This window comes from Streptomyces sp. NBC_01537, assembly GCF_045040445.1.
In the GTDB taxonomy this organism is placed as follows: domain Bacteria; phylum Actinomycetota; class Actinomycetes; order Streptomycetales; family Streptomycetaceae; genus Actinacidiphila.
The window spans coordinates 3,199,514-3,225,406 of sequence record NZ_CP109392.1 but is presented as its reverse complement, the minus strand read 5'-3'; the positions used below and the strand labels follow the sequence as shown (position 1 = coordinate 3,225,406).

Genomic DNA, 25,893 nt, shown 5'->3' with positions numbered 1-25,893 from the left:
GGCGAATCGACCGAGTTGTCCCACTTCACGTGAACGTCACATGAACGTCATTGCGGCGGTGAATCCGCACAACTTTTGCATCTCGTTCACATCTCCGTTGAATCACGAACTACCGGTATGCCCGGTCTTGTCATGTAAAAAGCATGTTTGCCACCCAGCAACGGCTGCTAGTTTTCGGCCAGTTGGCGAGATCAGCGTCGAAGTCGCCAGCCCTCGGGGGGCGAGGGGGCAGGGACTGCGCGCGCTCGGCGACGTCCACCTGCTCCGGACCCCGGATCTCCAACTCGTCGGTCCAGGGACATTCATGCTCGCGTACTTGCTCGAACTGAGGGAATGGCGAAACCACGGGGTTGTCTATCCGTTCGCCGTTTTCATGACCATGGTCTGGTCGCTGTGGGTTCTCCGAATTCTGCTGGCCCGCCGTTACAAGCCGTGGAAGCGGTCGTGGCAGGCCACCACCTCCGTCATCATTCCCGTCGTCGACGAGCCCGAGGACCTTTTCCGGTCCGTGCTCCAGCGAATTACCGACCAGCAGCCGAGTCAGGTCATCGTCGTCATCAACGGGCGCCGCAATCCCCTGCTGGAGACCATCTGCGCCGACGTGGGCGTGGCCTGGATCTGGACCGAGATCCCCGGCAAGCGCAACGCGCTGCGAGTCGGCCTGGAGCAGGCGACCGGTGAGATCGCCGTGCTGGTCGACTCGGACACCATCTGGACCCGGGACACCCTCAGTGAACTGATCAAGCCCTTCAGGGATCCCGAGGTGGGCGGGGTGACGACCCGTCAGCGGATTCTCGACCCCGGGCGCTCGGTGCTCACCCGCTGGGCGGACTGGCTGGAAAGCGTACGGTGCCAGTACTCGATGCCCGCCATGAGCGCCGTCGGCACCGTGGGCTGTCTCCCCGGCCGGACCATCGCCTTCCGGCGGAGCATCCTCGAGGACTGCATGGAGGACTTCCTCAACGAGAAGTTCCTCGGCGTCTTCCTGGAGGTCAGCGACGACCGGACGCTGACCAACTACACCCTCAAAGCCGGCTACAAGAGCGTCTACCAGTCCACTTCCCTGGTCTACACCGATGCTCCTCTGGAGCTGAAGAAACTGGCCAAGCAGCAGTACCGATGGGCGCGCGGCTCGCAGTACAACACCCTGCGGATGTTCTGGTGGATGCTCCGGCACGCCAGGCTGCTCTGGCTGTTCTACGTCGCCGACATCCTCGTGCCGTTCGTCCTGCTCGGCACCTTCGCCTCCTGGGCCGTGGCCGCCTGGCGGCGTGACAAGCCCGGCATCTACAACCAGCTGCCGCTGCCCGAGGGCGGACTGCACGCGCTCCTCTTCATTCTGGGGCTCGCCGCCATGATGTCCGTGGTCTCGATGGCCATCAGGTTCGGCAGGCACTTCGCCTACCGGCCGAAGGACATGGTCTTCCTTCCGTTGTTCATGATCATCAACACTCTGCTGCTGCTGCCGGTACGGCTGCTCGGGTTCTTCCGCATGGCCCACAACGCCAGCTGGGGCACCCGGGCCGACAGTTTCGCGGGCGAGCGTACTCACAGCCCGCTGGTCGTGGTCCCCTACCTGCTGGGCGCCGCCCTGCTGTTCGGATCGGTGATGATGAGTGTCTAGAGCCGCGAGCACGCCCCCCAAGCGCCTGCGTTGGTGGAACCGGGGCACCGGCATCCGGCTGCGGCTGTGGATGACGGCCCACGTCCTCGTACTGTCGCTGCTCACCTACGCTGTGTACGTCCTGGTCAACTCCCCCGACCAGGCGGCCTACCAGGGCCTGGGCGTCGCCGCCGCCGAGGCCGGAATCGTCGACCGGCTCAAGTCCCCGGTGGCCGACACCACGCCGACCGTCCCGGACGCGACGTCCTTCGCCGACCCCAAGGGGAAGTACTTCGGCGTCAGCAGCGTCCAGATGCCCTGGGCGGCCAGCAAGACCGAAGCCGTCGCGAAGGCCGCGGGCAAGCGCCCGACCATGGTCGAGTACTTCGTCAACTTCGACGAGGACTTCGACCCCGACACCGTCGACTCGGCCTACCGGCAGGGCATGCTCCCGGTGATCTCCTGGCAGCCCTGGGCCGGCCGCTCCGAAGGCATCAACCAGCCGAAGTACGCCCTCGCCAAGATCGCCGGAGGCACGTACGACGCGTACATCACCCGCTTCGCGAAGGCGGTCGCCAAGCACAAGTGGCCCGTGGTGATCCGTTTCGCCCATGAGATGAACGGCGAGTGGTACCCCTGGTCGGAGGCGCGCAGCGGTAACCACAAGGGCGACTACGTCAGGGCATGGCGGCATGTCCACGACCTCTTCGAGCAGGCCGGGACCGACAACGCCATCTGGCTCTGGAGCCCCAACATCCTGCGTCCCGTGCCTCACGTGAGCCTGTCCGCCCTGTACCCCGGTGACGACTACACCGACTGGGTGGGGATGGTCGGCTACGCCGTGCGCGAGAAGACGGCCGCGGCCGTCTTCGACCCGACGCTGAAGAAACTGCGCCGGATCACCGACCATCCTGTGCTGATCACCGAGACCGGTGCCCAGCCCGGCACCTCCAAGGCAGCCTGGATCACCGACTTCTTCACCTGGCTGGGGAAGAAGCAGCAGGACGACGTCCTCGGCTTCATCTGGTTCGAACGCGACAAGGACCAGGGCGGCGGCGCCGACTGGCGCTTCACCGAGACCACCACCACACGCACCGCCTTCCGCCGGGGCCTGGCGCGCCTCGACCTGGCCGGAGGCGCCACGACGTCCACGACCGCATCGACCTCGAGGGATTGACCTCGAGCCGTCCGCCTGCCGAAGCTTGTCCGGATGGCAACTCCTTGGGGACTGACTGCGAATGAGCCGGATCACCGAGCTGTGGCTCGCGGGCGAGAGGCCCGCGTGGGACGGGCTCTACCGGGCGGACGGCTCGGCTCGCGATGCCGAGGTGGACGGCGCCGCGCTGTCATGGTTCGACCTCGGTCCCCCCTTCGATCTGGACGCCTGCCTCGCCGAGGACCCCGAGTGGCTGACCTCGGCCGACCACCACCCACGGGGTTTCGCCCGATTGCCGGACGGGTCGGGCTATGTGTGCTGTGGTGACGGCGCCCACGGTTCGGAGGGGTTCTTCGCCCGGCTCGACGCGGACAAGAACCTGGTGTGGCTGGTGTCGCTGAGCGAGTCCAATCCATTCGAGCGGGCGACGGTCGTCGGGCACATGGCCACGTTCACCAACAACCTGGGAAACTCGATCACTGTGGACCTCGCCGATCCGGCGTTCGCCTCGGTTCCGTCCGGCTGATATGAACGGCGGATGGAGACCGAACAGGCAGCCTCAGGGGCGGCCCCGGCCGACGAGGTACGGGCGCTGGTCGCCGCCCTCCTCCCGTCGCTCGCCCCGCACGCGATGCTCGACGCCGACAACGGGCTGCTCGTCCTGCCGGTGGGCACCGCGCACGCCGACATCTCGCTGGACGCGATCACCGCCGCCTGCGCCCGTGTGCCGCAAGCCGCCTGGCCGGGGCGCGTAGAGGCCTGGCTGGCGGCCAAGGCGGCCCAGGTCACGGCCGCGCTGGCGGAGCGGGACCGGCTCGGGGTGCTGGAGGAGCGGCTGCGGGTGCAGATCACGCCGAGGGTGGCGGATGCGGAGCGGGCGGAGCTGATGTGCACGCCGTACGGGGACGGGGGTGTGCTGGACATGGTCATCGTGCTCGACGGGCGGGGGCGGCTGACGCGGCAGCGGTCCGGGCAGCTCGTCATCCATGACCCGGAGAGCCACGCGCTGGCGAACACCCTGCGCGACGAACTGCCGTCCTTCACCGTCACGGACGACGCGGACACCGGCGTCAGGACCGTCAGCAAGCCCGGCAGCCCGTACGTCACCAGTGTCCTGCCCGCGCTCCAGCGCTTTCTGCCGCCCGGCCCGTGCCCGTACGGCGTGCTCGTCGCCCTGCCGCGCTACAGCGAGGTGCTGCTGACCCCGGTGGCGCCCGGGGCACTCGACGAGGCCGCTCGGGCGCTGCAGGAGCGGGCACGCCTCGGCTTCTGCGTGGCGGACGACCCGTGCGACGACCGGCTGTTCTGGTGGGCGGACGAGAAGCTGTACGCGGTCGGCTTCGGGCGCTTCAGCGGCCGCGTGAAGGTGCCGGGGGCACTGCGCGCGGCCGTCCGCTTCTGAGGCCGGGGGTCAGCCCTCGGCGCGGGCCAGGGCCAGTTCCAGGACGACGAGCAGTGCGTCGCGGACGGAGCCGCGTTCGCGGGCGTCGAAGGCGATGACCGGGACGGGGTCGGCGACGTCGAGGGCCCAGCGGACCTCGTCGAGTTCGTGCTCGATCCTGCCGTCGAAGGTGTTGACGGCGACGGTGAAGGGGATCCCCTTGTGCTCGAAGTAGTCGACGGCGGCGTAGCAGTCGTCCAGCCGCCGGGTGTCGACGATCACGAGGGCGCCGACCGCCCCCTCGATCAGGTCGTCCCACATGAAGCCGAAGCGGTCCTGGCCGGGCGTGCCGAACAGGTAGAGCTTCAGGGTCGGGTCGATGGTGATGGTGCCGAAGTCCATGGCGACCGTGGTGGTGGTCTTGTGCGGGGTGTGGGTGAGGTCGTCCACCCCTGCCGCGACCTCGGTGATGGCCGCTTCGGTGGTCAGCGGGGCGATCTCGGAGATCGACCCCACGGTGGTGGTCTTGCCGACGCCGAAGCCGCCCGCGATCACCATCTTGACCGGCAGCGGCGGCCGGAGAGGCGGTTCAGTCAGTGTCACGGAGTACTCCCCGGGAGTCGGGGATGGTACGGAGACCATCGATAACCCTTCGCAATACGGATGCGTCCTGGGCGGTTCCGGCGTGCGGCACGTGGACCGACAACTGCCCGGCCGAGCGCAGGTCCTCGGCCAGGACGCGGACCACGTTGAGGTGCAGCCGCAGCTTGGCGGCGATCTCCGCGATCGACTGCGGCCGCCTGCAGACGGCGACGATGTCGTGCCGCTCGAAGGTCAGCCGGTCGAGCACCTGCAGCCCCGCCGCGGTCGCCACGACCTGGGTCTCGACCGGGATCGGCGGACCGGTCCTGGTGCCCGCCACCCGGCCGGCGGTGACCAGGAAGGGCCGCACGGCCGGGGCCCGGCCGACCGGGTCGGGAGCCGGACCGGCGAAGCCGCCCCCGCCGGGGGCGTCCTCGCCGGGCGACGCGTCGCCGTCCGCCATCAGCCGGTCGGGGCCGTGCCGACGGTGTTCTTGAGTTCGAGCACCAGCTGCGGGCTCAGCGCGGCGCCGGCCCGGTTGGCGAACAGGGTCATCTCGTAAGCGATGTTGCCGAGCTTGGCCTCCTTGGAGGTGACCACGCCCAGCACCGCGCCGCTGCCGATGGCGGAGACCAGCACATGGCCGCCCTCCAGGTCGATGATGACCTTGTTGAGGCCGCCCAGGCCGTAGTTGCCGGAAGCTCCGGCGGCCAGGCTGGTGATGCCGGAGACGATGGCGGCCAGCCGGTCGGAGTCGGCGTGGTCGCGCAGCCGGGAGACGGCGATGAGCAGCCCGTCGGAGGAAACGGCGATGGCGTCGACGACCCCCGCGGTCTCGGAGGCGAAACGATTCAGCAGCCAGTTGAAATCAGCTGCGGCGGCCCGCAGATCGGTGGGCGCGGCCCCCTCCGCCGGGGTGTCACTCGTCGGCGTTGTCACTGCTCCGCTCCTTCCGGGAGTCCTGTCAGGTCGTGGTGGTCATTGTCGCTGGTCGTGGGTGCCGCGCTGTCACGGTGGGCCCGCTCCACCGCGGCCTCGAACTCGTCCAGCGCCGAGCGGACCTCCTCGGCGTCGGCGGGACGGGCGGCCTGCCGGGCGGCCGGCCGGCCGGCGCCGGCGTCGGTCGTACGCAGGGTGGCGCCGCGGACCCGGCGGCGCAGCGGGCGGGCCGTGGCGTCGCCGTCGTCGGCCGGCGGTGTCTCCTGCCGGGGGATCCGCCGGGGCAGTGCGCCGGGCGCCGTGGGCTCGGCGGCCTCGCTGCGCCGGGGCAGGGCCGCGGCGGGAGAGGGCTCGGCGGGGGCGGCGGGGGTACGGGCCGTGTCGTAGGACGCGGATCTGCCGGCGGGGACGGGGACGACCGGGCTCATCAGGAGCAGCAGCGAGGACGGGATGACGACCCGGCTGGTGACGCCGCCGCCCGGGGTGCGGTCCAGGACGACCTCGACCCCCCAGCGCCGGGCCAGGATGCCGACCACGAACAGGCCGAGCACCTTGGTGGGCACCAGGTCCAGGCGCTCGCGGCGGATCAGCCGGGCGTTCTCCTCGGCGAGGCGCTCGGCGCTCATGCCCAGGCCGTGGTCGGCGATCTCGATCCGCGCGCCGTCGCCCCCGGCCCGTACCGACACCTCGACGGGGCTGCCGGCAGGGGAGAACGCGACGGCGTTCTCCAGGAGTTCGGCGAGCATCAGCGTCAGGTCGCCGATGATGTCGGGGGCGACCGTGACCTCGGTCTCGGCGTGCAGCCGGACCCGCTGGTAGCCCTCGATCTGGCCGAGCGCGGCACGGGCCACGTTGGTGAGCGGGGTGGGGCTGGCCTCCAGGCCGGTCTCGCGGATGCCGGCGAGCAGCATGAGGCTGTCGGCGTTGCGCTGGAGGCGTACCGCGATGTGGTCGATGCGGTAGAGGCGGTCCAGCAGCGCGGGATCGGTCTCACCGCGCTCCACGGCGTCGATCAGGGCGAGCTGGCGGGTGGTCAGGTTACTGACCCGGCGCCCGACGTTGCCGAACATCTCGGCGACGTTGCGGCGGCTGAGCACCTGGCGCTCCAGCAGCGCGGCCGCGGTGTTCTGCACCCGGTTGAAGGCCTCCGCGAGCTCGCCGATCTCGTCGCGTACGGTGACCGGCACCTCGCGCAGCCGGGGCGGGCCGACGTCGGCCGCGTCGTCGTCGGCGACCCGCGCGAGCTCCAGGCCGGCGACCTCGGCGACCTGCTGGGCGGCGCCGGTGAGCGCCTGGACAGGGCGGACCACGGAGCGGCGGACCGCCACGGTGAAGGCCAGCCAGAGCATGAAGCCGACCAGCGCGGCGCCCAGCAGCCAGGCGGCCCGCCACCAGGCGTCGGTGGAGGCCCGGTCGGCGCGGGCGGCGATCTCGTCGATGAGCGAGGAGGTGATCTTCAGCCGGACGGCGGCCAGCTTCTGGTAGTCCTGATAGTCCGTCAGGGCGGTGGTGAAGGACGTGGTCAGCTGCGTGGGCGTCCTGGACACCAGTGAGCTGGGGTCGACCTGGAGGGCGGCGAACCTGAGATCGAGGATGGCGTGGGAGGCGTTGTGCTCGATCCCGCCGAGTTCGCTGATCTGCTCCTCGGTGGCGTACCGGCCGAAACGGGCGGCCTGGTGCTCGTAGAGCTCATGGGAGCCGATCGCGCTGACCAGCTCGATGAGGGCGTTGGCGTCACCGGTCTGCGCGGAGAAGACGCTGGTCTCGAAACTGCCGTGGGCGGCGTCGGTGCGCAGCAGGGAGTCGAGCAGATTGCCGGTGAAGGTGGACGCCAGGGACTCGTTGCGGTCCAGTCCGAGGCCGTCGATCAGCTCGTCGGCCGCGTTGGCGTATGCCGGGTCGATGTTGTCGGCCGGCATGTAGCTCTTCTCGATGCTGTCGCGCAGGCTGGTCAGGCCGCTGACCTCCTTCAGTGCCTGCGCCTCGTCGGCGGGCAGCCGCGAGCCGAAGGCCCGGCGCACGTCGACGACCGCGCTTTCCACGGCAACCTGGGCCTTTTCGTAGGCGTCGGGCGAGGGCGGATAGCCGGGGGCGGCCGACTCGTAGCGTACGGAGAGCAGGACGGCCTGCTGGTGCTCGGCCTCCACCCGGGAGACGAGCTCTGCGACCTCCCGGCTGTCGCGGACCAGTTGCGCCGCCGATGCCGCGCTCCGGGCGTCATCCACCTGATGGACGATCACATAGCTGAGCAGCGCGGCCACCACGACGAGCGGAATACCGACCAGGGTGTTGAGCTTGCGCCGGAACGGCCACCGGTCGGCGAAGTCCGTGATGCCGCCCCGGAGGGACGGCGCCGGGGACGGCCGGTCCGGCGCGTCCACCTGGTTCGCGGACACCAAGCCTCCTTCGTGGGCCTCTCATGGCACATGGAGGTGCCACGGGACTCGCGTCTGTTCGCTTTTGATCATTTCAGGCCATCACCGGACTGCAGCGGCCGGGTATGCCATCACCGGTCCGGACTGCCGCCCGCCCCCAGCTTCGGGGAGACTACAGCCTCTTCACAGCTTCGAAGCGGTCGCTGTTCGTCAAGAATCCATTACGGGGAACCCTCGGCTCCGATCGCCTGCCCTCTCCGTTCCTCCACAACCGGAACCGGCCATCGGTCGATGCTCATCGGTGACCAAATCGCTCTTGACTGACCAACAACCGCCTGGATTTGATCGACTCGGCGCGGTTCATGCCTCTTGTGCACCGCCCGCCACTCCCTTCGTCACCTGAGCCCGGAACGGGAATCGTGCCTCCTACCGCCAAGAGCAGCCGGTCAACACCGAGACACCCCCACGCGGCCGCCGCCGCGTTCGCCGCCGCCATGGCCGCGTCGCTGGTCGCGGGGTGCTCCTCCTCCGGCGACGGCTCCAGTGACTCGCTCTCGGGCAAGCAGGCGGACAGCGCCGTCGTCGTCGGCTCCAACAACTTCGCCGAGAGCATCCTGATCGCCGACGTCTACGGCGAGGCGCTGAAGGCCAAGGGCTTCAAGGTCACCTACCGGCAGAGCATCGGCAGCCGCGAGACCACCTACGGCCTGCTCAGGAACGGCTCCCTCACGGTTCTTCCGGAATACAACGGCGCCCTGCTCGCGTATCTCGACGCCCAGGCCGCCCCCAAGACCGTCGCCACCACCACGGCCGCCATCACAGCCAAGCTCGATCCCAAGCTGACGCTTCTCGATCCCGCGCCCGCCCAGGACAAGGACTCCGTCACCCTCAACGCCACCGCCGCCGAGAAGTACCACCTGACCTCCGGGTCCAGCATCGCCGACCTCAAGCAGGCGGCCCCGGACCTGGTCATCGGCGGGTCACCCGAGTACCAGACCCGCCATCAGGGTCTGCTGGGCCTGAAGTCCGTCTACGGGCTGACCTTCAAGTCGTTCAGCGCCCTCGACGCCGGCGGGCCCCTCACCCAGGCGGCACTGCGGAAGAACACCATCCAGGCCGCCGACGTCTTCACCACGGACCCCGTCATCACCAAGGAGAAGTTCGTGGTCCTCCAGGACCCCGAAAATCTTTTCGGATTCGAGAATGTCGTCCCCCTCGTCTACAAGTCCGGCCTCTCGCAGCAGGGCGTCGACGCCCTCAACGCGGTCTCCGTCAAGCTCGACACAGCCACCCTCCTCGCCCTCGACACCCAGGTCCAGAGCCAGAACAAGGACCCGCTGGCGGTCGCCCAGGCCTGGCTGAAGTCGGCCGGCCTGGCCTGAGGTTTCCTCGGCTCCGGGCGCGGTTTACATTCTCGGGAAAACTGTGGGAACAGCCCGTCCCGTCCAGGTCGGCTGACATCCTCGGACCCGCGGACCGCCCCGGCAGCCTTCGGCCCCTCGAACATGTGAGGATGGCATCCATGAGCAACGTCTTTTTCGACATCACCATCAACGACGAGCCCGCGGGACGGATCGTCTTCAAGCTGTACGACGACGTGGTCCCCAAGACCGCCCGCAACTTCCGCGAGCTGGCCACGGGCGAGCACGGCTACGGCTACGAGGGCTCCGGCTTCCACCGGGTCATCCCCGACTTCATGCTGCAGGGAGGCGACTTCACCCGGGGCGACGGCACCGGCGGCAAGAGCATCTACGGCGAGAAGTTCGCCGACGAGAACTTCCAGCTGAAGCACACCAAGCCGGGCCTGCTGTCCATGGCGAACGCCGGACGGAACACCAACGGCTCGCAGTTCTTCATCACCACGATCATCACCGACTGGCTCGACGGCAAGCACGTCGTCTTCGGCGAGGTCATCGAGGGCATGGACATCGTCAAGACGATCGAGGGCCAGGGCTCGCGCACCGGTGCGACCCGGAGCAAGATCAAGATCGCGAAGTCCGGCGTCGTCGCCGACCAGTAACCGACTGACAAGCAAGCCCACGGGTCCCCTGCCGGCGCTCCGCCCCGGCAGGGGACCCGCCGTTTTCCGGCATGTGCCCGGGGTTCGTGCGGGGCGCGGGCGGGCCGGCCGGGGCGATGAGGTGACCTGGTGCGGACATGCGGTCTTTACACAGCCGCGCCGCGTCGGCGGGAGCGTTTCGTCGGTATGAGATGCAAGTGAATTCCCCGGGTGCTTTGACGTGTTTGTGGCACTGTGGCCCGAGAAGGATCGCGGGTGAATGGAATTGACCGGGTTTCCGGCTGTTGGGGCGGCCGTTCGGTCGTGGCTGAATTGATTCGATGAGGCGCCGGAAAGCGACGATGCCTCGTTGACCGGCAGGTAACTTCGGCGCTAGCTTCCCTGTGACCGGCTTCGCACAAGAGTTCCTGGCAACGCTTCGGGCAGCGCGCGTCCTTGCAAGTCGAATTCAACTTTCGTGCACCGAAAATCCCCCCACTGTGCAATCTTACCGAGTAATCGGAGAATCATGACGTCTGCCGTGCGCGTCGTAGACGTGGTCATCGGTATTTCCCCATTCGGTGAACCCGACGCCAGACTTGCCGCGGCGGTCAGCCGCGCCGGCGGGCTCGGGGTGCTCGACCTGGGAGTCGGCGGCCGAAAATCCAGAGAGGAACTGGCCCGGATCCGGCGCTGGGCGACCGGCCCGTTCGGGGTGCGGGTCGGAGCGGACTGCCTGATCGGTCCCGGGGAACTCGCGATGACCGGAGGCAAGGGCAACAGCGGCGGTCCGCACACGGTGGTCCTCGGCGCGGACTCGCCGTGGCGGGTCGTCGAGGTCGCGGCGCAGTACCGGGTACTGGTCGAGGTCACGGACCTGGAGCAGGCGCTCGAAGCGGTCCGGGCCGGGGCGCACGGACTGGTCGCCCGTGGCAGTGAGAGCGGCGGCCGGATCGGGGAGCTGAGCACTTTCGTGCTGCTGCAGCAGCTGCTCGGCGATCCCGGTGTGGACGTCCCGGTGTGGGCGTGCGGCGGCATCGGTCCCGCTACGGCGGCTGCCGCCGTCGTCGGCGGGGCGGCCGGGGTCGTACTGGACAGCCAGCTCGCACTGCTGGCCGAGTCCGGGGTGGAGGAGCAGACAGCTGCCGCGCTGAGGTCCATGGACGGGTCGGAGACGGTGGTCGTGGACGGCCACCGGGTGCTGCGGCGGCGCGGGCCAGGCGCCGGGCCGGACGGCGGACCGGACGCCGGGCCCGGGCGGCCGCTGCCGGTGGGTCAGGACGGCTTCCTGGCCGCCCGGTTCGCCGCCCGGTGGGGCGACGCGGGCCGGACGGTACGCGCGCTGACCGCCGCCATCCGGGATGCCGCCCGCGACGACGGCCCGGCGCGGGCCCTGCGGTCCGGCTCCCCGATGAGCCGGGCGCTCGGCACCCGGCTGCCCGTGGCGCAGGGGCCGATGACCCGGGTCAGCGACCGGGCGCGGTTCGCCGCCGCCGTCGCGGCGGACGGCGCCCTGCCGTTCCTGGCCCTGGCGCTGGCGACCGGCGAGCAGACCCGCGCGATGCTGGAGGAGACCAGGACCGCCGTGGCGGGCCGGCCCTGGGGCGTCGGGGTGCTGGGCTTCGCGCCGGAGGAGACCAGGAACGCCCAGCTCGAAGCCGTACGCGAGCTGAAGCCCACGCACGCGATCATCGCGGGCGGGCGGCCCTCGCAGGCGGAGGCGCTGGAACGGGCCGGGATCGCGACGTTCCTGCATGTGCCGTCGCCGGGGCTGCTGCGGCAGTTCCTGGAGGCCGGGGCCCGCAAGTTCATCTTCGAGGGCTCGGAGTGCGGCGGCCACGTGGGGCCGCGCAACAGCTTCCCCCTGTGGGAGGCGCAGCTCGCGGTGATCGAGGACTTCCTGGCGGACGCCGGCGACGGCGAGGCCGAGCGGATCGAGGTGTTCTTCGCGGGCGGCGTCCACGACGAGCGCTCGTCGGCGATGGTCGCCGCGCTCGCCGCTCCGCTGACCGCGCGCGGAGCAGCCGTCGGCGTACTCATGGGAACCGCCTACCTGTTCACCGAGGAGGCGGTGGACGGCGAGGCGGTCCAGCACCTCTTCCAGCGGCAGGTCGTGTCCGCCACCCGCACCACGCTGCTGGAGACCGCCCCCGGCCACGCGACCCGGTGCGTACCCAGTCCGTTCAGTGACGGCTTCCGGGAGATCGAGGCGGAGCTGCGCGCCTCCGGAGTGGCCGACCGGCGGATCTGGGAGGAGCTGGAGCGGCTCAACGTCGGGCGGCTGCGGATCGCGAGCAAGGGCGTCGAGCGGGCCGGTGACAGCGGCGAGCTGACGACCGTCGACGAGGAACGCCAGCTCGCCGAGGGCATGTTCATGGCCGGCGAGGTGGCCGTGCTGCGCTCGGCGACCACCACGATCGGCGCGCTGCACCGGTCCGTGACCACCGGCGCGGCGGAATTCCTCGCCGGACGGGCGGCGCTGCTCCGCGAAAGCCTGGGGGAGGAGACGGCAGGCAGCCCGGCGGCTCCCGCCCCTCTGGACGTGGCCGTCGTGGGGCTGGCCTGCATGTTCCCGCAGGCTCCCGACCTCGCCGCCTTCTGGGCGAACATCATCGGCGGCAACGACGCCGTCGGCGAGGTCCCGGCAGACCGCTGGGATCCTGCCGTGCACTACTCGCCGGAGGCGGACGGGGCGACCCCGGTCACTCCGTCGAAGTGGGGCGGCTTCCTGCCCCGCATCCCCTTCGACCCGCTGCGCTACGGCATTCCGCCGGCCTCGCTGGGCAGCATCGAGCCCGTACAGCTGCTGGCGCTGGAAGCCGCGCGCCGCGCGCTGGAGGACGCCGGATACGGCGAGCGGGGCCGGGCGTTCGACCGCTCGCGCACCTCGGTGGTCTTCGGGGCCGAAGCGGGCAGCGACCTGTCCAACGCCAGCACGCTGCGGGCGGTGCTGCCGTCCTACTACGGGAAGGTGCCCGACGGCCTGGAGGAGCAGCTGCCCCGGCTCACCGAGGACTCCTTCCCCGGCATGCTCTCCAACGTGATCTCCGGCCGGATCGCCAACCGGCTGGACCTGGGCGGGGCCAACTTCACCGTGGACGCGGCCTGCGCGTCATCGCTGGCGGCCGTCGATGTCGCGTGCAAGGAACTCGTCGGCGGCACCAGCGATGTCGTCCTGTGCGGCGGCGCCGACCTCCACAACGGCATCAACGACTACGTGCTCTTCTCGTCGGTGCACGCGCTCTCCCCGACCGGCCGGTCCCGGGCCTTCGACAGCTCGGCGGACGGCATCGCCCTGGGCGAGGGCGTCGCCTGCGTCGTCCTCAAGCGGCTCGAAGACGCCGAACGGGACGGTGACCGGATCTACGGCGTCATCAAGGGCGTCGGCAGCTCCAGCGACGGCCGCTCGCTCGGCCTGACCGCACCCAGGCCCGAAGGGCAGCGCTCCGCGCTGGAACGGGCCTACCGCAACGCGGGGATCTCACCCGCCGACGTCGGCCTGGTCGAGGCCCACGGCACCGGGACCGTGGTCGGCGACCGTACCGAACTGACCATCCTGGGCGAGGTGTTCACCGAGGCGGGGGCCAAGGCCGGCGGGTGCGCGCTCGGCTCGGTCAAGTCGCAGATCGGGCACACCAAGTGCGCCGCCGGCCTGGCCGGGCTGATCAAGACCGTGCTGGCCCTGCACCACGGCGTCAAGCCGCCCACCCTGCACGTGGAGCGGCCCAACCCGGCGTGGCGGGAGGAGCAGAGCCCCTTCGTCTTCCACACCCGGGCCAGGCCCTGGGCGGCTCCGGCGGAGGAACGCATCGCCGGGCTCAGCGCGTTCGGCTTCGGCGGCACCAACTTCCACGTGGTGCTCAGCGCCTACGCGGACACCGCCCCGCCGGCCCACGGCCTGGACGCCTGGCCCGCCGAGCTTTTCACGTTCCGTGGGACCGAACCGGCTGCCGCACGCCGTGCCGTCGAGGACCTCCTCGCCCTCGCCGAGGCCCCCGGCCGTCCTTGGCGGCTCCGTGACCTCGCGCTGGCGGCCTCCCGCCGTTCGGACGGCCGGCACGAGCCTGTGCAGGTGGCGGTCGTGGCCACCAGCGTCGACGGGCTGACCGGCCAGTTGCGCCGGGCTCTCGCCGGGGAGCACGACACCGCGGCCGGAATCCACCTGGCGACCGGGGACGATCCGGCTGCCGCTCCGGGCACCGCACCCGTGTGGGGCTCGCACGCGGCCGACGCGCCTCGGCCGCAGGCCGAAGACGGCCGGGCCGATGGGCCAAAGGCCGGCGGGAACACGACGTACAGCAGCAGCACCCCGACAGCAGCCGGCGGCAAGGTCGCGTTCCTCTTCCCCGGCCAGGGCAGCCAGCAGCCCGGGATGTTCGCGGACGCGTTCATCGCCTTCCCCGAGCTGCAGCACTACCTGGAACTCGGCCGCGAGCACGCCGATGTGCTGTACCCCGCGACCGCCTTCGACGACGAGGGGCGCGACCGCCAGCAGGCCCGGCTGACCGACACCCGGGCCGCTCAGCCCGCGCTGGGCATGGTCGGACTCGCCGCCCACGAGCTGCTCACCAGGGCCGGGGTGCGGCCGGACATGGCGGCCGGACACAGCTACGGGGAGCTGGTCGCCCTGTGCGCGGCCGGTGCGATCGGCCCCGAGACGCTGCTGGAGCTGAGCTCCGAGCGGGCGGCGGCAATCCTCGCGGCCGCCGGTGAGGACCCGGGGACCATGGCCGCCGTCGCGGCCGGTGCCGAGGACGTCGGGCGGACCCTGCGCGAGGCGGGAGCGCCCGCCTCGGTCGTCGTCGCCAACCACAACTCGCCCCGGCAGACGGTGATCTCGGGGCCGACGGAGGCGGTCGGCGCGGCAGTGCGGCTGCTGCGCGAGGCAGGGCTGGGAGCGAAACGCATACCTGTGGCCTGTGCCTTCCACAGCCCTGTGGTGGCCGGCGCGGGCGAGCGCTTCGCGGCGGCGCTGGCCCAGCAGGCCGTGCGCCCGCCGGAATTCCCGGTGTGGTCCAACCGTACGGCGGCTCCGTACGGCGACGAGCCCGACGCCGTACGGAAGGAACTCGCCGCCCAGATCGGCGCCCCGGTCGGCTTCGTCGCGCAGATCGAGGCGATGTACGAGGCCGGGGCCCGGGTCTTCGTCGAGGCAGGACCGGGCTCCGTACTCACCCGGCTGGTCGCGCAGATCCTCGGCGACCGCCCGCACCGCACCGTCGTCTGCGCGCCGCGCCCGGACAGCGGCCTGCGGGGCTGGCTCGACGCCCTGGCCCAACTGGCCGTTGCAGGGCTGCCGGTGCGCACCGGATGGCTGTTCCAGGGCCGCGACGCGGTCGACGCCGGGCGGACCCCCGCGCCGAAGCGGCCCGGCTGGACGGTCGACGGACACCTGGTCCGCACCGCCGCCGGAGAACTCCTCCCAGGTGCCCTCGCACCGGCCCGACGAGTCCTGGAGACCACCACCGTGACGACGAACCCCAACCCCGGGGACGCTCTGATCTCCGAGTTCCTGCGCACCAGCCGGGAGATGGTGGCCGCGCAACGCGATGTGCTGCTGACCTACTTCGGCGGGGCGGCGGGGGAGCGGCCCACGCCGCCGGCGATCGTGCAGCAGCCGGTCCTGCAGCTCGTGCCCGAGCCCGCGAAACAGCCGGAGCCCGTTCTCGAAGCTGTGCCTGATGTGCTGCGGATGGTGCTGGAGATCATCGCTGAGCGTACGGGTTATCCGGTGGACATGATCGAGCCGGATCTCGATCTGGAAGCGGATCTGAGCATCGACTCGATCAAGCGGGCGGAGATCGCCGGTGAGCTGGCCAGGCGGCTGGGCGCTGGCGGTGGCACCGACTTGGCCGGGCTGGAGGATGCGGAGCTGGAGGAGTTGGCGAAGGCCCGTACGGCGGCGGCCGTGACGGGCTGGCTCTCCGCCCGCCTGACCACGGCCGCGCCTGCCGCGCCAGTCGCCGCGCCCGCCGCGTCTGATGTGCTGCGGATGGTGCTGGAGATCATCGCTGAGCGTACGGGTTATCCGGTGGACATGATCGAGCCGGATCTCGATCTGGAAGCGGATCTGAGTATCGACTCGATCAAGCGGGCGGAGATCGCCGGTGAGCTGGCCAGGCGGCTCGGTGCCGGTGGCGGCACCGATCTGGCCGGGCTGGAGGATGCGGAGTTGGAGGAGTTGGCGAAGGCCCGTACGGCGGCGGCGGTGACGCAATGGCTCTCCGCCCGCCTGACCACGGCCGCGCCTGCAGTGGCTCCCGAGCCCGAGGAGGCACCGGTCACCGGCGAGGCGCCGAGGCGGTTCCAGCTCCGGCCGGTGGCCCTGGAGGCGGGGGGCGCCCCGGCGGACCCGGCGTCGGTACTCGCCGGGAAGCGGTTCGTCCTCGTCGGGGACGGGGACGGTGCGGCGGGCGAGGTCGCGGCCCGGCTCGCCGCGTACGGCGCCGAGGCGGCCGCCGTGGACGCGGAGCACCTGCTGACGGAGGGCGACGGGCAGGTGGACGGGGTGCTGCACCTCGACTCCCTGGCGGCCGGCCGCCCGCCCGTGCTGCCCGACGCATTCCCCGTGTTCCGGGCAGCCCTGGGGCGCGGCCCGCGCTGGCTGCTCGCCGTACGCCCCGCCGGGAACGATCTGCGGTCGGCCGGGCTGCACGGCCTGTTCCGTACCGTCGCCCGCGAGTATCCGGAGACCGCCGCCCGGGTGATCGACCTCGACGGGGCCGGCACCGGGCCCGCCGCAGTCGCTGATGCGCTGGTCGCCGAACTGCTCGCGCCGGACGGGGCCCCGGTGGTGCTGCGTACCGCGTCCGGCCGCCAGGGCCTTGAGATGGCGGAGGTCCCGCTGGGCGCCCTCGGCACGACCGGGGCCGGGCCCGCCGGTGAGGGGGCGGCGGAGGCCGCCGCCATCGGGCTGGACCGCGACTCCGTGGTGCTGCTGGTCGGCGGGGCCCGGGGCATCACCGCGAAGTTCGCCGCCGCGCTCGCCTCGGCCTCCCGGTGCCGGATCGAGCTGCTCGGCCGGACGCCCGCGCCGGCCGGCCCCGAGGACCCGGCGACCGCCGCGGCACCCGACCGTACGGCGCTGCGCGCGGCGCTCGCCTCGCGGGCGGGAGGCGTCCTGAAACCGGCCGAGATCAACCGCGAGGCCGAACTGATCCTGGCCCAGCGGGAGATCGCCGCGACCCTGGAGGAGCTGCGGGTACTGGGCAGTGAGGCCCGCTACCGCAGCGTGGACTTCCGGGAGCCGGACGCCGCGCTCCAGGCGGTCAAGGAGATCCACGCCGAGCACGGGCGGCTCGACGGCGTCGTCTACGCGGCCGGGGTGATCGAGGACCGGCTGATCGCCGAGAAGACCGCCGAGTCCTTCCAGCGCGTCTACGGCACCAAGACCAGCGGCGCCGAGACCCTGCTGGAGGCTCTGGAGGAACTGCCCAACGGGCCCTTGTTCACCGTGCTGTTCGGCAGCATCTCCGCCGCCCTCGGCAACCGCGGCCAGGTGGACTACGCCGCCGCCAACGACGCCCTGGAGACCCTCGGCTCCGCCTGGTCCGGCCGCACCGGCCGCCGGGCGCTGACCGTGCACTGGGGACCGTGGGCGCCCACCGGCGGCCACACCGGCATGGTGAGCCCGGAGCTGGGCAGGGAGTACGCCAGGCGCGGGATCAAGCTCATCGACCCCGAGGAGGGGACGGCGGCGCTGCTCCGCGAACTCGCGTGGGGCGACGAGACGGCCGGGGCCGTCGTCTACACCTCCTCGGGCTGGTGACCGGCGCTATGGATGGCAGGGGCATGGCAACAGCGCCACCGATCGCCATCACCGGCATGGCCGTGCTGCTGCCCGGCGCGCCCGACCTGGCCACGTACTGGCGGAACCTGCTGGACGGCACGGACGCGATCACCGACGTGCCCGAAGGGCGCTGGGACGCCGACTACTACCGCCCCGGCACCGCCGCCGGCCGGGCCGTCGCCGACCAGGTGTACTGCCGGCGCGGCGGATTCGTGGACGGCCTGGCCGAGGTGGAGGTCACCCGGTTCGGGATCATGCCGAACTCGGTGGCCGGCACCGAGCCCGACCAGCTCATCGCGCTCAGCGTGGCCGCCGCCGCCATCGCCGACGCGGGCGGCGAGGACCGGCTCCCCGACCGGCACCGCATCGGCGTCGTCCTCGGCCGGGGCGGCTACCTCACCCCGGGGCTCGTCCGGCTCGACCAGCGGGTCCGTACCGCCGGGCAACTGGTACGCACGCTCGGCGAGTTGCTGCCCGACCTCGATCCCGGACAGCTCGACCGGGTCCGCGAGGCCTTCACCGAGCGGCTCGGCCCGGACAGCCCCGAGTCGGCCATCGGGCTGGTGCCCAACCTCGCCGCCTCCCGGGTCGCCAACCGCCTGGACCTGCGCGGCCCCGCGTACACCGTGGACGCCGCGTGCGCGTCCTCGCTGGTCGCCGTCGACCAGGCGGTCGGCGAACTCGCCTCGGGCCGCTGCGACCTGATGCTCGCCGGGGGCGTCCACCACTGCCACGACATCACCCTGTGGAGCGTCTTCTCCCAGCTCCGCGCGCTCTCCCCGAGCCAGCGCATCCGCCCCTTCCACCGCGCCGCCGACGGCATCCTCATCGGCGAGGGCACCGGCGTGGTCGTCCTCAAGCGGCTCGCCGACGCCCAGCGCGACGGCGACCGGGTCTACGCCGTCATCCGCGGCACCGGCGTCGCCAGCGACGGCCGCGCGGCGGGTCTGGTCAACCCCGACCCCGGCGGCCAGGCCCAGGCCGTACGCCAGGCCTGGCGGGCAGCCGGTCTCGATCCAGCGAACGCCGGGTCGATCGGCCTGCTGGAGGCCCACGGCACCGCCACCCCGGCCGGGGACGGGGCCGAACTGGCCACCCTCGCCGATGTGTTCGGGCCGAGCGCCGAAACGGACGAGCGGGCGGTCATCGGCTCCGTCAAGTCCATGATCGGCCACACCATGCCCGCCGCCGGTGTCGCGGGCCTGGTCAAGGCCGCCCTGGCCGTCCACCACGGCATGCTCCTGCCCACCCTCCACTGCGACGACCCGCATCCTGCGCTCGCGGCCACCCGGTTCCGTACGCTGGAGAAGGCCACGCCCTGGGAGACCACCCCCGGCCAGCCGGTCCGCCGCGCCGCCGTCAACGCCTTCGGCTTCGGCGGCATCAACGCCCACGTGGTCCTGGAGCAGGCGCCGGGCGCCGTACCCGCGCTGACCGTGGCCGAGCCCGAACGCGTCCTGATGCTCGCCGCCGCCACCCCCGAGCGGCTCGCCGCCCTGCTGGACGCCGGTGATCCGGCGGTCCTGGCGGCGGGCCTGGACGCCGGGCGTACGCATCCGGAGGCGGGCCGCGTCCGGCTCGGCATCGTCGACCCGACCGCCAAGCGGCTCGCCCTGGCCCGCCGGGCGGTGGCCAAGGGCCGCGCGTGGCGGGGGCGCGGCGACCTGTGGTTCTCGCCGGAGCCGCTGCTGGCGGGCGGCGGGCGGACGGCCTTCGTCTTCCCGGGTCTGGAGGGCGACTTCGACCCCCGGGTGGACGATGTGGCCGCCCACTTCGGCCTGCCCGGGATCGGTTCCGGCTCCGCGCGCGTCGGCGACGTCGGACGGCACGGCTTCGGGGTCGTCGCCGTCGGCCTGCTGCTCGACAGAGCGCTGCGCCGGATCGGCGTCGTCCCGGACGCGGTGGCCGGGCACAGCGTCGGCGAGTGGACCGCCATGGTGGCCGGCGGCCTCTACGCGGGGGACGAGGTCAGCGACTTCATGGCCTCGTTCGACCCGGACACGGTCACCGTCCCCGGCCTGGCCTTCGGCGTCATCGGCGCCCCCGCCGAACGCGTGCTCGCCGCGCTCGCGGAGGATGACGGCAGGATCGTGCTCTCCCACGACAACGCGCCCAACCAGTCCATGGTCTGCGGCCCGGACACGGCCGTCGAGGAATTCGTCCGCTCCTTCCGCGCCCAGGGCGTGCTCAGCCATGTGCTGCCCTTCCAGTCCGGCTTCCACACGCCGATGCTGGCGCCTTACCTGGGGCCCATCAACGAAGCGGCGGGCCGCTTCCGGCTGCACCCGCCCGCCGTCCCCGTCTGGTCGGGCACGACCGCCGCGCCCTTCCCGGCCGCCGAGGCCGCGGTGCGCGAGCTGTTCGTCCGGCACCTGCTGGAACCGGTCCGCTTCCGTCAGCTCACCGAGGCCCTGTACGCCGCCGGGCACCGGGTCTTCATCCAGGTCGGCACCGGCCAGCTCGGCTCCCTCATCGGCGACACCCTCGGCCCCCGCGACCACCTCGTCGTCAGCGCCAACTCCCCGCACCGCCCGGGCCTGGCCCAGCTCCGCCGCGTCGCCACCGCCCTGTGGACCGAGGGCGCGGCCGTGGCCCCGGCCCTGCCCCGGGCGGCGGGCGCCGCACTGACGAAGACCGCTGCCCGGCCGCCCGTAAGGCTCGACCTGAGCGGGGCGCTGGTCTCCCTCGCCGGTCCGGCCCTGGCCGGCCTGCGGGCCGGGCTGGCCGGACAGGCCCTGGACCGCGGGTCCGGCGCTGCGGCCGCACCCGTGGGCGTTCCCGCCCCGGTCGGGGGTACGGTGCCTTCCGGCGCCGCCCCCGCCGGGGTGGGCACTCCGCCGCAGGGTGCCGCATCGGCCCTGGACGCCCTCGCCGGGCGGTTCCCGCTCGCCGCCGAACTGAGCGCGCTGATGCGCGAGACCACCGACACGGCCACCGCGTTGATCACCGCCGCGGGCAGCCGCCGCCCGGCCGCACGGATGCCGGTGGCGCCCGCACAGGCGCCCGCGCCCACTGCGCCACCCGCGCCGGTCGGCCTTCAGGAGGAGAGCCGCAGCGTGGTGCGCGTGTCCCCGGACACGATGCCGTACCTCCTCGACCACTGCTTCTTCCCGCAGCGCCCCGGCTGGCCCGACGTGGCCGACCGCTGGCCGGTAGTCCCGGCCACCACGATCGTCCAGCACATGATGGACGCGGCCGAGCAGGCCGCCCCCGGCATGCTGGCGGTGGCCGTGCACAACGCCCGGTTCGACCAGTGGCTGACCGCGACCCCGCCGGTGGACGTCACCGTCACCGTCGTGCCCGAAGCCCCCGGCCGGCTCGCGGTGTCGTTCGGGCCCCGGGCCCGCGCGGTGGTCGAGCTGGCCGACCGGCACCCCGGGTCGGCGCCCGCCCGGTGGCGTATGCAGGACTCCGCCGAGCGCGCGCCGGAGCACACCGCCGCCCAGCTCTACGACGAGCGCTGGATGTTCCACGGCCCGGCGTTCCAGGGGGTCACCGAGCTGACCGCCATCGGCGAGACCCACATACGCGGTGTGATCACCACCCCGCCCGCGCCCGGCGCCCTGCTGGACAACGTGGGCCAGATCCTCGGGTACTGGATCATGGCGACCCGCACCGAGCGGACCGTGGTCTTCCCCGTCCAGATGCGGCAGATGCGCTTCCACGGGGCGCATCCGTCCGCCGGGACCGAGGTGGAGTGCCTGATACGGATCACCTCCCTCACCGACACCGTGCTCGAAGCCGACGTACAGCTGGTCGTCGCGGGCGCGGTGTGGGCGGAGCTGACCGGCTGGCAGGACCGCCGCTTCGACAACGACCCGCAGACCAGGCCCGTGGAGCGCTTCCCCGACCGCAACACCCTTTCCCGGGCCATGCCCGGCGGCTGGGCCCTGCTCCACGAGCGGTGGCCGGACCTGGCCTCACGGGACCTGATCATGCGCAACTCCCTCAGCGGCGCCGAGCGTTCGGAGTACGAGCGGCACGCCCCGCGCGGCCGCCGCCAGTGGCTGCTGGGCCGCATCGCCGCCAAGGACGCCGTACGGCAGTGGCTCTGGGACCACGGCGAGGGGCCCGTCTTCCCGGCCGAGATCCGGGTGGACAACGACGCGGAGGGCCGCCCGTACGTCACCGGGCTGCACGGCCGCGCCCTGCCCCCGCTGGACGTCTCGCTGGCCCACCGCGCGGAGGCGGCGGTCGCCCTCGTACGGCCGCACGCCCCCGGCCCCGGGCCCGGGATCGACATCGAGGAGGTCACCGAGCGCGAGCCGGAGACCCTCGCCGTCGCCTTCGGCCAGGACGAACTGACGTTGCTGCGCGCCCGCGTCGCCGCCACCGGGGAGCCGGAGGCGCTGTGGTTCACCCGCTTCTGGGCCGCCAAGGAAGCGGTCGCGAAGGCGGAGGGCACCGGCTTCCGGGGGCGGCCGAGGGACTTCGCCGTGATCGCGGCGGACACCCCGGACCGGCTGGTGGTCTCGGGACGCCTGGAACGCGCCTATCCGGTGCGATACGAGCGCGCGGGCAATCCGCCCGGCCTGCCGAGCAGGGACTACGTCGTCGCCTGGACGACGCAGGACGACGAGGAGAGCGAACGATGAACACCGGTCAGCCCATCGCCGACGAGGAGTCGGTGCTCGCCGACATCACCGGCATGCTCGCGAAACTCCTCGACGAATACGGCCTCGACGACATCGAGATCGGCATGCGGACCACCTTCAACCGCGACCTGGAGCTGGAGAGCATCGACCTGGTCACCCTGGCCGGGCTCCTGGAGGAGCGGTACGGAGGGCAGGTCAACTTCGCCGAGTTCCTGGCGGACATGGAGTTCGACGAGATCATCGAGCTCACCGTCGGCAGGCTCGTCGAGCATGTCGTGCAGAGCCTCAAGGCAGCGGAGGCGGGCTGACCCATGGCCATGCTCGACACCGGCGACCTCCGGCTGCACGTACAGCGTCTCGCCCCCCGGGACGGCCGCCCCGCCACCGCCACCGCGGTGCTCATCCACGGACTGCTCACCGACAGTCTGGCCAGCTACTACTTCACCGTCGCCCCGGCCTTCGCGGCCTCCGGCATCGACGTCATCATGTACGACCTGAGGGGCCACGGCCGCAGCGGACGCCCGGACAGCGGCTACACCGTGGACCGCCAGGTCGACGACCTGGACGCCCTCCTCGACCGGCTGGAGGTGACCGGCCCGGTCCACCTGGTCGGCAACTCCTTCGGCGGCACCGTCGCCTTCGGCTACGCCGCCCGCCGCCCCGAGCGGGTGGCGAGCATCTCGGTGATCGAGTCGGAGCCCGCGACCGAGGCATGGGCGGCCAAGCTCGGCGGGATCCTGGGGCGCGTCGTCAACCAGTTGGCGCACAACGAGGCGGACGCGCTGGCCTGGATCACCGCCAACCGCAGCCAGAACACCGCGCGCCTGGCCAAGGGCGCCGCGCGACTGGCGCGCACTACCACGATCGCGCGGGACATACCGGCGAGCACCGTCCTGACGGAGGATCAGATCCGTTCCGTGTCCTGCCCGGTGCTCGCGGTCTACGGAGGTGAGTCCGACCTCGCGGAGCAGGCGGACTGGCTGGAGTCGCTGCTGCCCGACTGCCGCACGGTGGTGGTCCCGGGCCACGAGCACTCGGTGCTGGTCGAGGCGTCGGGAGTGGTCGGCGGCCACATCCTGGACCTGATCCACGGGCGCCAGGCGGTTATGGGGTGAGCGGCTTCCTGTTCGTCGTCCCGCCCCTGACCGGCCACATCAACCCGGCGGCCGGTGTGGCCGCCGAGCTGGCCGCGCGCGGCCACCGGGTGGCCTGGGCCTGCGCCGACCCCGGCCTGGTGCGGCGCCTCGCGGGGGAGGAGGCGGTGGTGTTCCCGTGCGACGGTCCCGTGCCGGGGTCCGGCGACGGCGTACGGCCGGCTGAGATCCGGGGCCCGGAGGCGCTGAAGTTCCTGTGGGAACGGTTCCTGGTGCCGCTCGCCGAGGAGATGGCCCCCGGCGTACGGGCGGCCGTCCAGGAGTTCGGCCCCGATGTGGTCGTCGCCGACCAGCAGGCCCTGGCCGGGGGGCTGGTCGCCGAGCGGCTCGGCGTGCCGTGGGCCACCTCGGCCACCACCTCGGCCGAGTTCACCGACGTGCTGGCGGGCATGCCCAAGGTCGCCGAGTGGCTGGACGCCCTCCTGCACGGTCTACGGGACCGGATCGGCGCCCCGTCCGGCACCGCCTCCGGCACCGCCTCCAGTACCGCCGACCCCCGCTTCTCGCCGCACCTGGTCCTCGCCTTCAGCACCCCGGAACTCGTCGGCCCCGGCGCCAGGACCGGCGACCAGATCCGCTGGGTGGGCCCGTCGGTCACTGCCCGCCCCGCCCCGCCGGGCTTCCCCTGGGACTGGCTCGACCCCGCCCGCAGCACGGTCCTGGTGACCCTCGGCACCGCCAACACCGATGTCGGCGCCCGCTTCCTCCGCGAGTGCCTCGACGCGCTGCGCGCCCGGGCCGACCGGCTGCAGGCGGTGATCGCCGACCCGGCGGGCGTCCTCGGCGCGGCCGATGACGACGACAAGGGCGTGCTGATCCTCCCCACCGTGCCCCAACTCCCGCTCCTCGAACGGGTCGACGCGGTCGTCTGCCACGCAGGCCACAACACCGTGTGCGAGGCCCTCTGGCACGGCGTCCCCCTCGTCGTGGCCCCCATCCGCGACGACCAGCCCGTCGTGGCCGCGCAGGTGGCCGACGCCGGAGCGGGGGTACGGGTCAGATTCGGCCGGGCCGACGCCACCCGGCTGGGCGCGGCGATCGACGCCGTACTCCACGAGCCCGGCCACAGCGCCGCCGCCGGCCGGATCCGTACCGCCTTCCGCGCGGCGGGCGGCGCGAGCGCGGCGGCGTCCCACCTCGAAAGACTCGCCACCGGCGCAACGACCCCCGAGGAGACCCCATGAGCGACGAGCCCGAGTCCGGAGCGCCCGTGACCACCCGGCCGGAATCCAGCCGCTCCGAAGAGGTCGCGGCCCTGCGGCCGGTCTACCAGGCCGACTTGGGCAAGGGACTGGACCGCTTCTTCGAACCGCGCCGCACCACCTGCCCCTGGTGCGGCTCCGCGCGGCTCAAGACCCGCCTGCGCACCACCGACCTCATCCAGCACAAGCCCGGCCGCTTCGTTCTCGACCGCTGCCAGGACTGCCGGCACACCTTCCAGAACCCGCGCCTGAACGGCGAGGGCCTGGAGTTCTACTACCGCGACTTCTACGACGGCCTCGGCGAGAAGCAGCTCGGCAACACCTTCGCCGGCCGCACCACGATGTACCGGCGCCGCGCCGAATCCCTGCTCCCCTTCGCCTCCGCCCCCAAGAACTGGCTCGACGTCGGCACCGGCCACGGCCACTTCTGCGAGTCCGCCCGCACCGTCTACCCCGGCACCACCTTCGACGGCCTCGACTTCACCGACGGCGCCGAACTCGCCGAGTGCGCAGGCCGCGTGGAACGCGGCTACCGGGGCAGCTTCCCCGACCTCGCACCCGGCCTCGCAGGCCACTACGACGTCGTCAGCATGTTCCACTACCTCGAGCACAGCACCGAGCCCGACCTCGAACTCACCGCCGCCCACCAGGCCATCCGCCCCGGCGGCCACCTCCTCATCGAGGTCCCCGACCCCGACAGCCGCTACGCCCGCCTCCTCGGCCGCTTCTGGCTGCCCTGGCTCCAGCCGCAGCACCTCCACTTCGTCCCCGTCGGCAACCTCCGCGACCGCCTCACCGACCTCGGCTTCACGGTCCTGGCCGAACAGCACGCGGAGCCCCACGACCCCGTCGACCTCCTGGCCGCGACCTGGCTCTGCCTCGACTCCGCCGCCCCCCGCGACAACCTCCCCTGGCTCCCCACCCCGCCCGGCCCCCTGAGCCGCATCCTTCGCGGCGCCATGGTCATCGCCGGCATCCCCGCCCTCATCCTCGGCACCCTCCTCGACCGCTTCGCGGTCAAACCCGTCTCCCACCGTCTCGGCGTCTCCAACGCCTACCGTCTGCTGGCCCGCCGCGACTGAGGTCTCGTGGTGAGAGTGGACTTGCATGAATGATGC

The 25,893-nt window shown here is 72.2% G+C and carries 16 protein-coding genes; 12 read left to right on the top strand and 4 right to left on the bottom strand.

The window, feature by feature from the left end; genetic code table 11:
- Nucleotides 1-373: 373 nt before the first annotated feature.
- The 4 genes from OG607_RS14620 to OG607_RS14605 all read left to right on the top strand — a co-directional run bounded on the left by OG607_RS14620 (nucleotide 374) and on the right by OG607_RS14605 (nucleotide 4,161).
- Nucleotides 374-1,624 (top strand): glycosyltransferase family 2 protein, encoded by a 1,251-nt coding sequence (locus tag OG607_RS14620; protein WP_405723313.1) that lies wholly within the window; start codon nucleotides 374-376, stop codon nucleotides 1,622-1,624.
- Nucleotides 1,617-2,780 (top strand): glycoside hydrolase family 26 protein, encoded by a 1,164-nt coding sequence (locus tag OG607_RS14615; protein ID WP_405723311.1) that lies wholly within the window; start codon nucleotides 1,617-1,619, stop codon nucleotides 2,778-2,780. Before OG607_RS14620 ends, OG607_RS14615 begins: the two co-directional genes overlap by 8 nt.
- Before the next feature lie 61 nt (nucleotides 2,781-2,841).
- Nucleotides 2,842-3,285: a hypothetical protein gene (locus OG607_RS14610; RefSeq protein ID WP_405723309.1), complete on the top strand. Its 444-nt coding sequence runs from the start codon at nucleotides 2,842-2,844 to the stop codon at nucleotides 3,283-3,285.
- 12 nt (nucleotides 3,286-3,297) lie between these two features.
- Entirely contained in the window at nucleotides 3,298-4,161 is an 864-nt protein-coding gene (locus OG607_RS14605) for a hypothetical protein (RefSeq protein WP_405723307.1), read from the top strand.
- Nucleotides 4,162-4,170: 9 nt separating this feature from the next.
- Here OG607_RS14605 and OG607_RS14600 read toward each other — a convergent pair whose 3' ends face one another.
- Genes OG607_RS14600 through OG607_RS14585 form a run of 4 tightly spaced genes read right to left on the bottom strand, consistent with a single transcriptional unit; the run spans nucleotide 4,171 to nucleotide 8,057 of the window.
- A complete protein-coding gene (locus OG607_RS14600; RefSeq protein WP_405723305.1) occupies nucleotides 4,171-4,782 on the bottom strand; it encodes a GTP-binding protein in 612 nt (203 codons plus the stop codon).
- Entirely contained in the window at nucleotides 4,730-5,185 is a 456-nt protein-coding gene (locus tag OG607_RS14595; protein ID WP_405723303.1) for a DUF742 domain-containing protein, read from the bottom strand. The genes OG607_RS14600 and OG607_RS14595 overlap by 53 nt, the downstream gene beginning before the upstream one ends.
- Nucleotides 5,185-5,661: a roadblock/LC7 domain-containing protein gene (locus tag OG607_RS14590; RefSeq protein WP_405723301.1), complete on the bottom strand. Its 477-nt coding sequence runs from the start codon at nucleotides 5,659-5,661 to the stop codon at nucleotides 5,185-5,187. Before OG607_RS14590 ends, OG607_RS14595 begins: the two co-directional genes overlap by 1 nt.
- Nucleotides 5,658-8,057, bottom strand: coding sequence for an ATP-binding protein (locus tag OG607_RS14585; protein ID WP_405723299.1), 2,400 nt, complete (start codon nucleotides 8,055-8,057; stop codon nucleotides 5,658-5,660). Before OG607_RS14585 ends, OG607_RS14590 begins: the two co-directional genes overlap by 4 nt.
- A gap of 398 nt (nucleotides 8,058-8,455) precedes the next feature.
- On the opposite strand from OG607_RS14585, the gene OG607_RS14580 reads away from it, so the two are divergent.
- The 8 genes from OG607_RS14580 (at nucleotide 8,456) to OG607_RS14545 (ending at nucleotide 25,857) form a co-directional block, all read left to right on the top strand.
- Nucleotides 8,456-9,418 (top strand): ABC transporter substrate-binding protein, encoded by a 963-nt coding sequence (locus OG607_RS14580; RefSeq protein ID WP_405723298.1) that lies wholly within the window; start codon nucleotides 8,456-8,458, stop codon nucleotides 9,416-9,418.
- 140 nt (nucleotides 9,419-9,558) lie between these two features.
- Complete coding sequence (locus OG607_RS14575; protein ID WP_405723296.1) at nucleotides 9,559-10,056, top strand: peptidylprolyl isomerase; 498 nt, start codon at nucleotides 9,559-9,561, stop codon at nucleotides 10,054-10,056.
- Nucleotides 10,057-10,564: 508 nt separating this feature from the next.
- Nucleotides 10,565-17,803 carry an SDR family NAD(P)-dependent oxidoreductase gene (locus tag OG607_RS14570; RefSeq protein ID WP_405723295.1) on the top strand — a complete coding sequence of 2,413 codons (7,239 nt, stop codon included), beginning with the start codon at nucleotides 10,565-10,567 and terminating at the stop codon, nucleotides 17,801-17,803.
- A 23-nt stretch (nucleotides 17,804-17,826) separates the two neighbouring features.
- Nucleotides 17,827-22,419, top strand: coding sequence for a beta-ketoacyl synthase N-terminal-like domain-containing protein (locus tag OG607_RS14565; RefSeq protein WP_405723293.1), 4,593 nt, complete (start codon nucleotides 17,827-17,829; stop codon nucleotides 22,417-22,419).
- On the top strand, nucleotides 22,416-22,727 hold the full coding sequence (locus tag OG607_RS14560) for an acyl carrier protein (RefSeq protein ID WP_405723291.1): 312 nt from the start codon (nucleotides 22,416-22,418) through the stop codon (nucleotides 22,725-22,727). The genes OG607_RS14565 and OG607_RS14560 overlap by 4 nt, the downstream gene beginning before the upstream one ends.
- Nucleotides 22,728-22,730: 3 nt before the next feature.
- A complete protein-coding gene (locus OG607_RS14555; RefSeq protein ID WP_405723290.1) occupies nucleotides 22,731-23,534 on the top strand; it encodes an alpha/beta fold hydrolase in 804 nt (267 codons plus the stop codon).
- On the top strand, nucleotides 23,531-24,757 hold the full coding sequence (locus tag OG607_RS14550; protein ID WP_405723288.1) for a glycosyltransferase: 1,227 nt from the start codon (nucleotides 23,531-23,533) through the stop codon (nucleotides 24,755-24,757). The genes OG607_RS14555 and OG607_RS14550 overlap by 4 nt, the downstream gene beginning before the upstream one ends.
- Complete coding sequence (locus OG607_RS14545; protein WP_405723286.1) at nucleotides 24,754-25,857, top strand: methyltransferase domain-containing protein; 1,104 nt, start codon at nucleotides 24,754-24,756, stop codon at nucleotides 25,855-25,857. Before OG607_RS14550 ends, OG607_RS14545 begins: the two co-directional genes overlap by 4 nt.
- Nucleotides 25,858-25,893: the final 36 nt, after the last annotated feature.

Coding starts and splice junctions, on each gene's coding strand:
- OG607_RS14595 (WP_405723303.1), bottom strand. CDS start 5,185: ATGGCGGACGGCGACGCGTCGCCCGGCGAGGACGCCCCCGGCGGGGGC.
- OG607_RS14620 (WP_405723313.1), top strand. CDS start 374: ATGACCATGGTCTGGTCGCTGTGGGTTCTCCGAATTCTGCTGGCCCGC.
- OG607_RS14555 (WP_405723290.1), top strand. CDS start 22,731: ATGGCCATGCTCGACACCGGCGACCTCCGGCTGCACGTACAGCGTCTC.
- OG607_RS14565 (WP_405723293.1), top strand. CDS start 17,827: ATGGCAACAGCGCCACCGATCGCCATCACCGGCATGGCCGTGCTGCTG.
- OG607_RS14545 (WP_405723286.1), top strand. CDS start 24,754: ATGAGCGACGAGCCCGAGTCCGGAGCGCCCGTGACCACCCGGCCGGAA.
- OG607_RS14570 (WP_405723295.1), top strand. CDS start 10,565: ATGACGTCTGCCGTGCGCGTCGTAGACGTGGTCATCGGTATTTCCCCA.
- OG607_RS14605 (WP_405723307.1), top strand. CDS start 3,298: ATGGAGACCGAACAGGCAGCCTCAGGGGCGGCCCCGGCCGACGAGGTA.
- OG607_RS14610 (WP_405723309.1), top strand. CDS start 2,842: ATGAGCCGGATCACCGAGCTGTGGCTCGCGGGCGAGAGGCCCGCGTGG.
- OG607_RS14560 (WP_405723291.1), top strand. CDS start 22,416: ATGAACACCGGTCAGCCCATCGCCGACGAGGAGTCGGTGCTCGCCGAC.
- OG607_RS14575 (WP_405723296.1), top strand. CDS start 9,559: ATGAGCAACGTCTTTTTCGACATCACCATCAACGACGAGCCCGCGGGA.
- OG607_RS14600 (WP_405723305.1), bottom strand. CDS start 4,782: ATGGTCTCCGTACCATCCCCGACTCCCGGGGAGTACTCCGTGACACTG.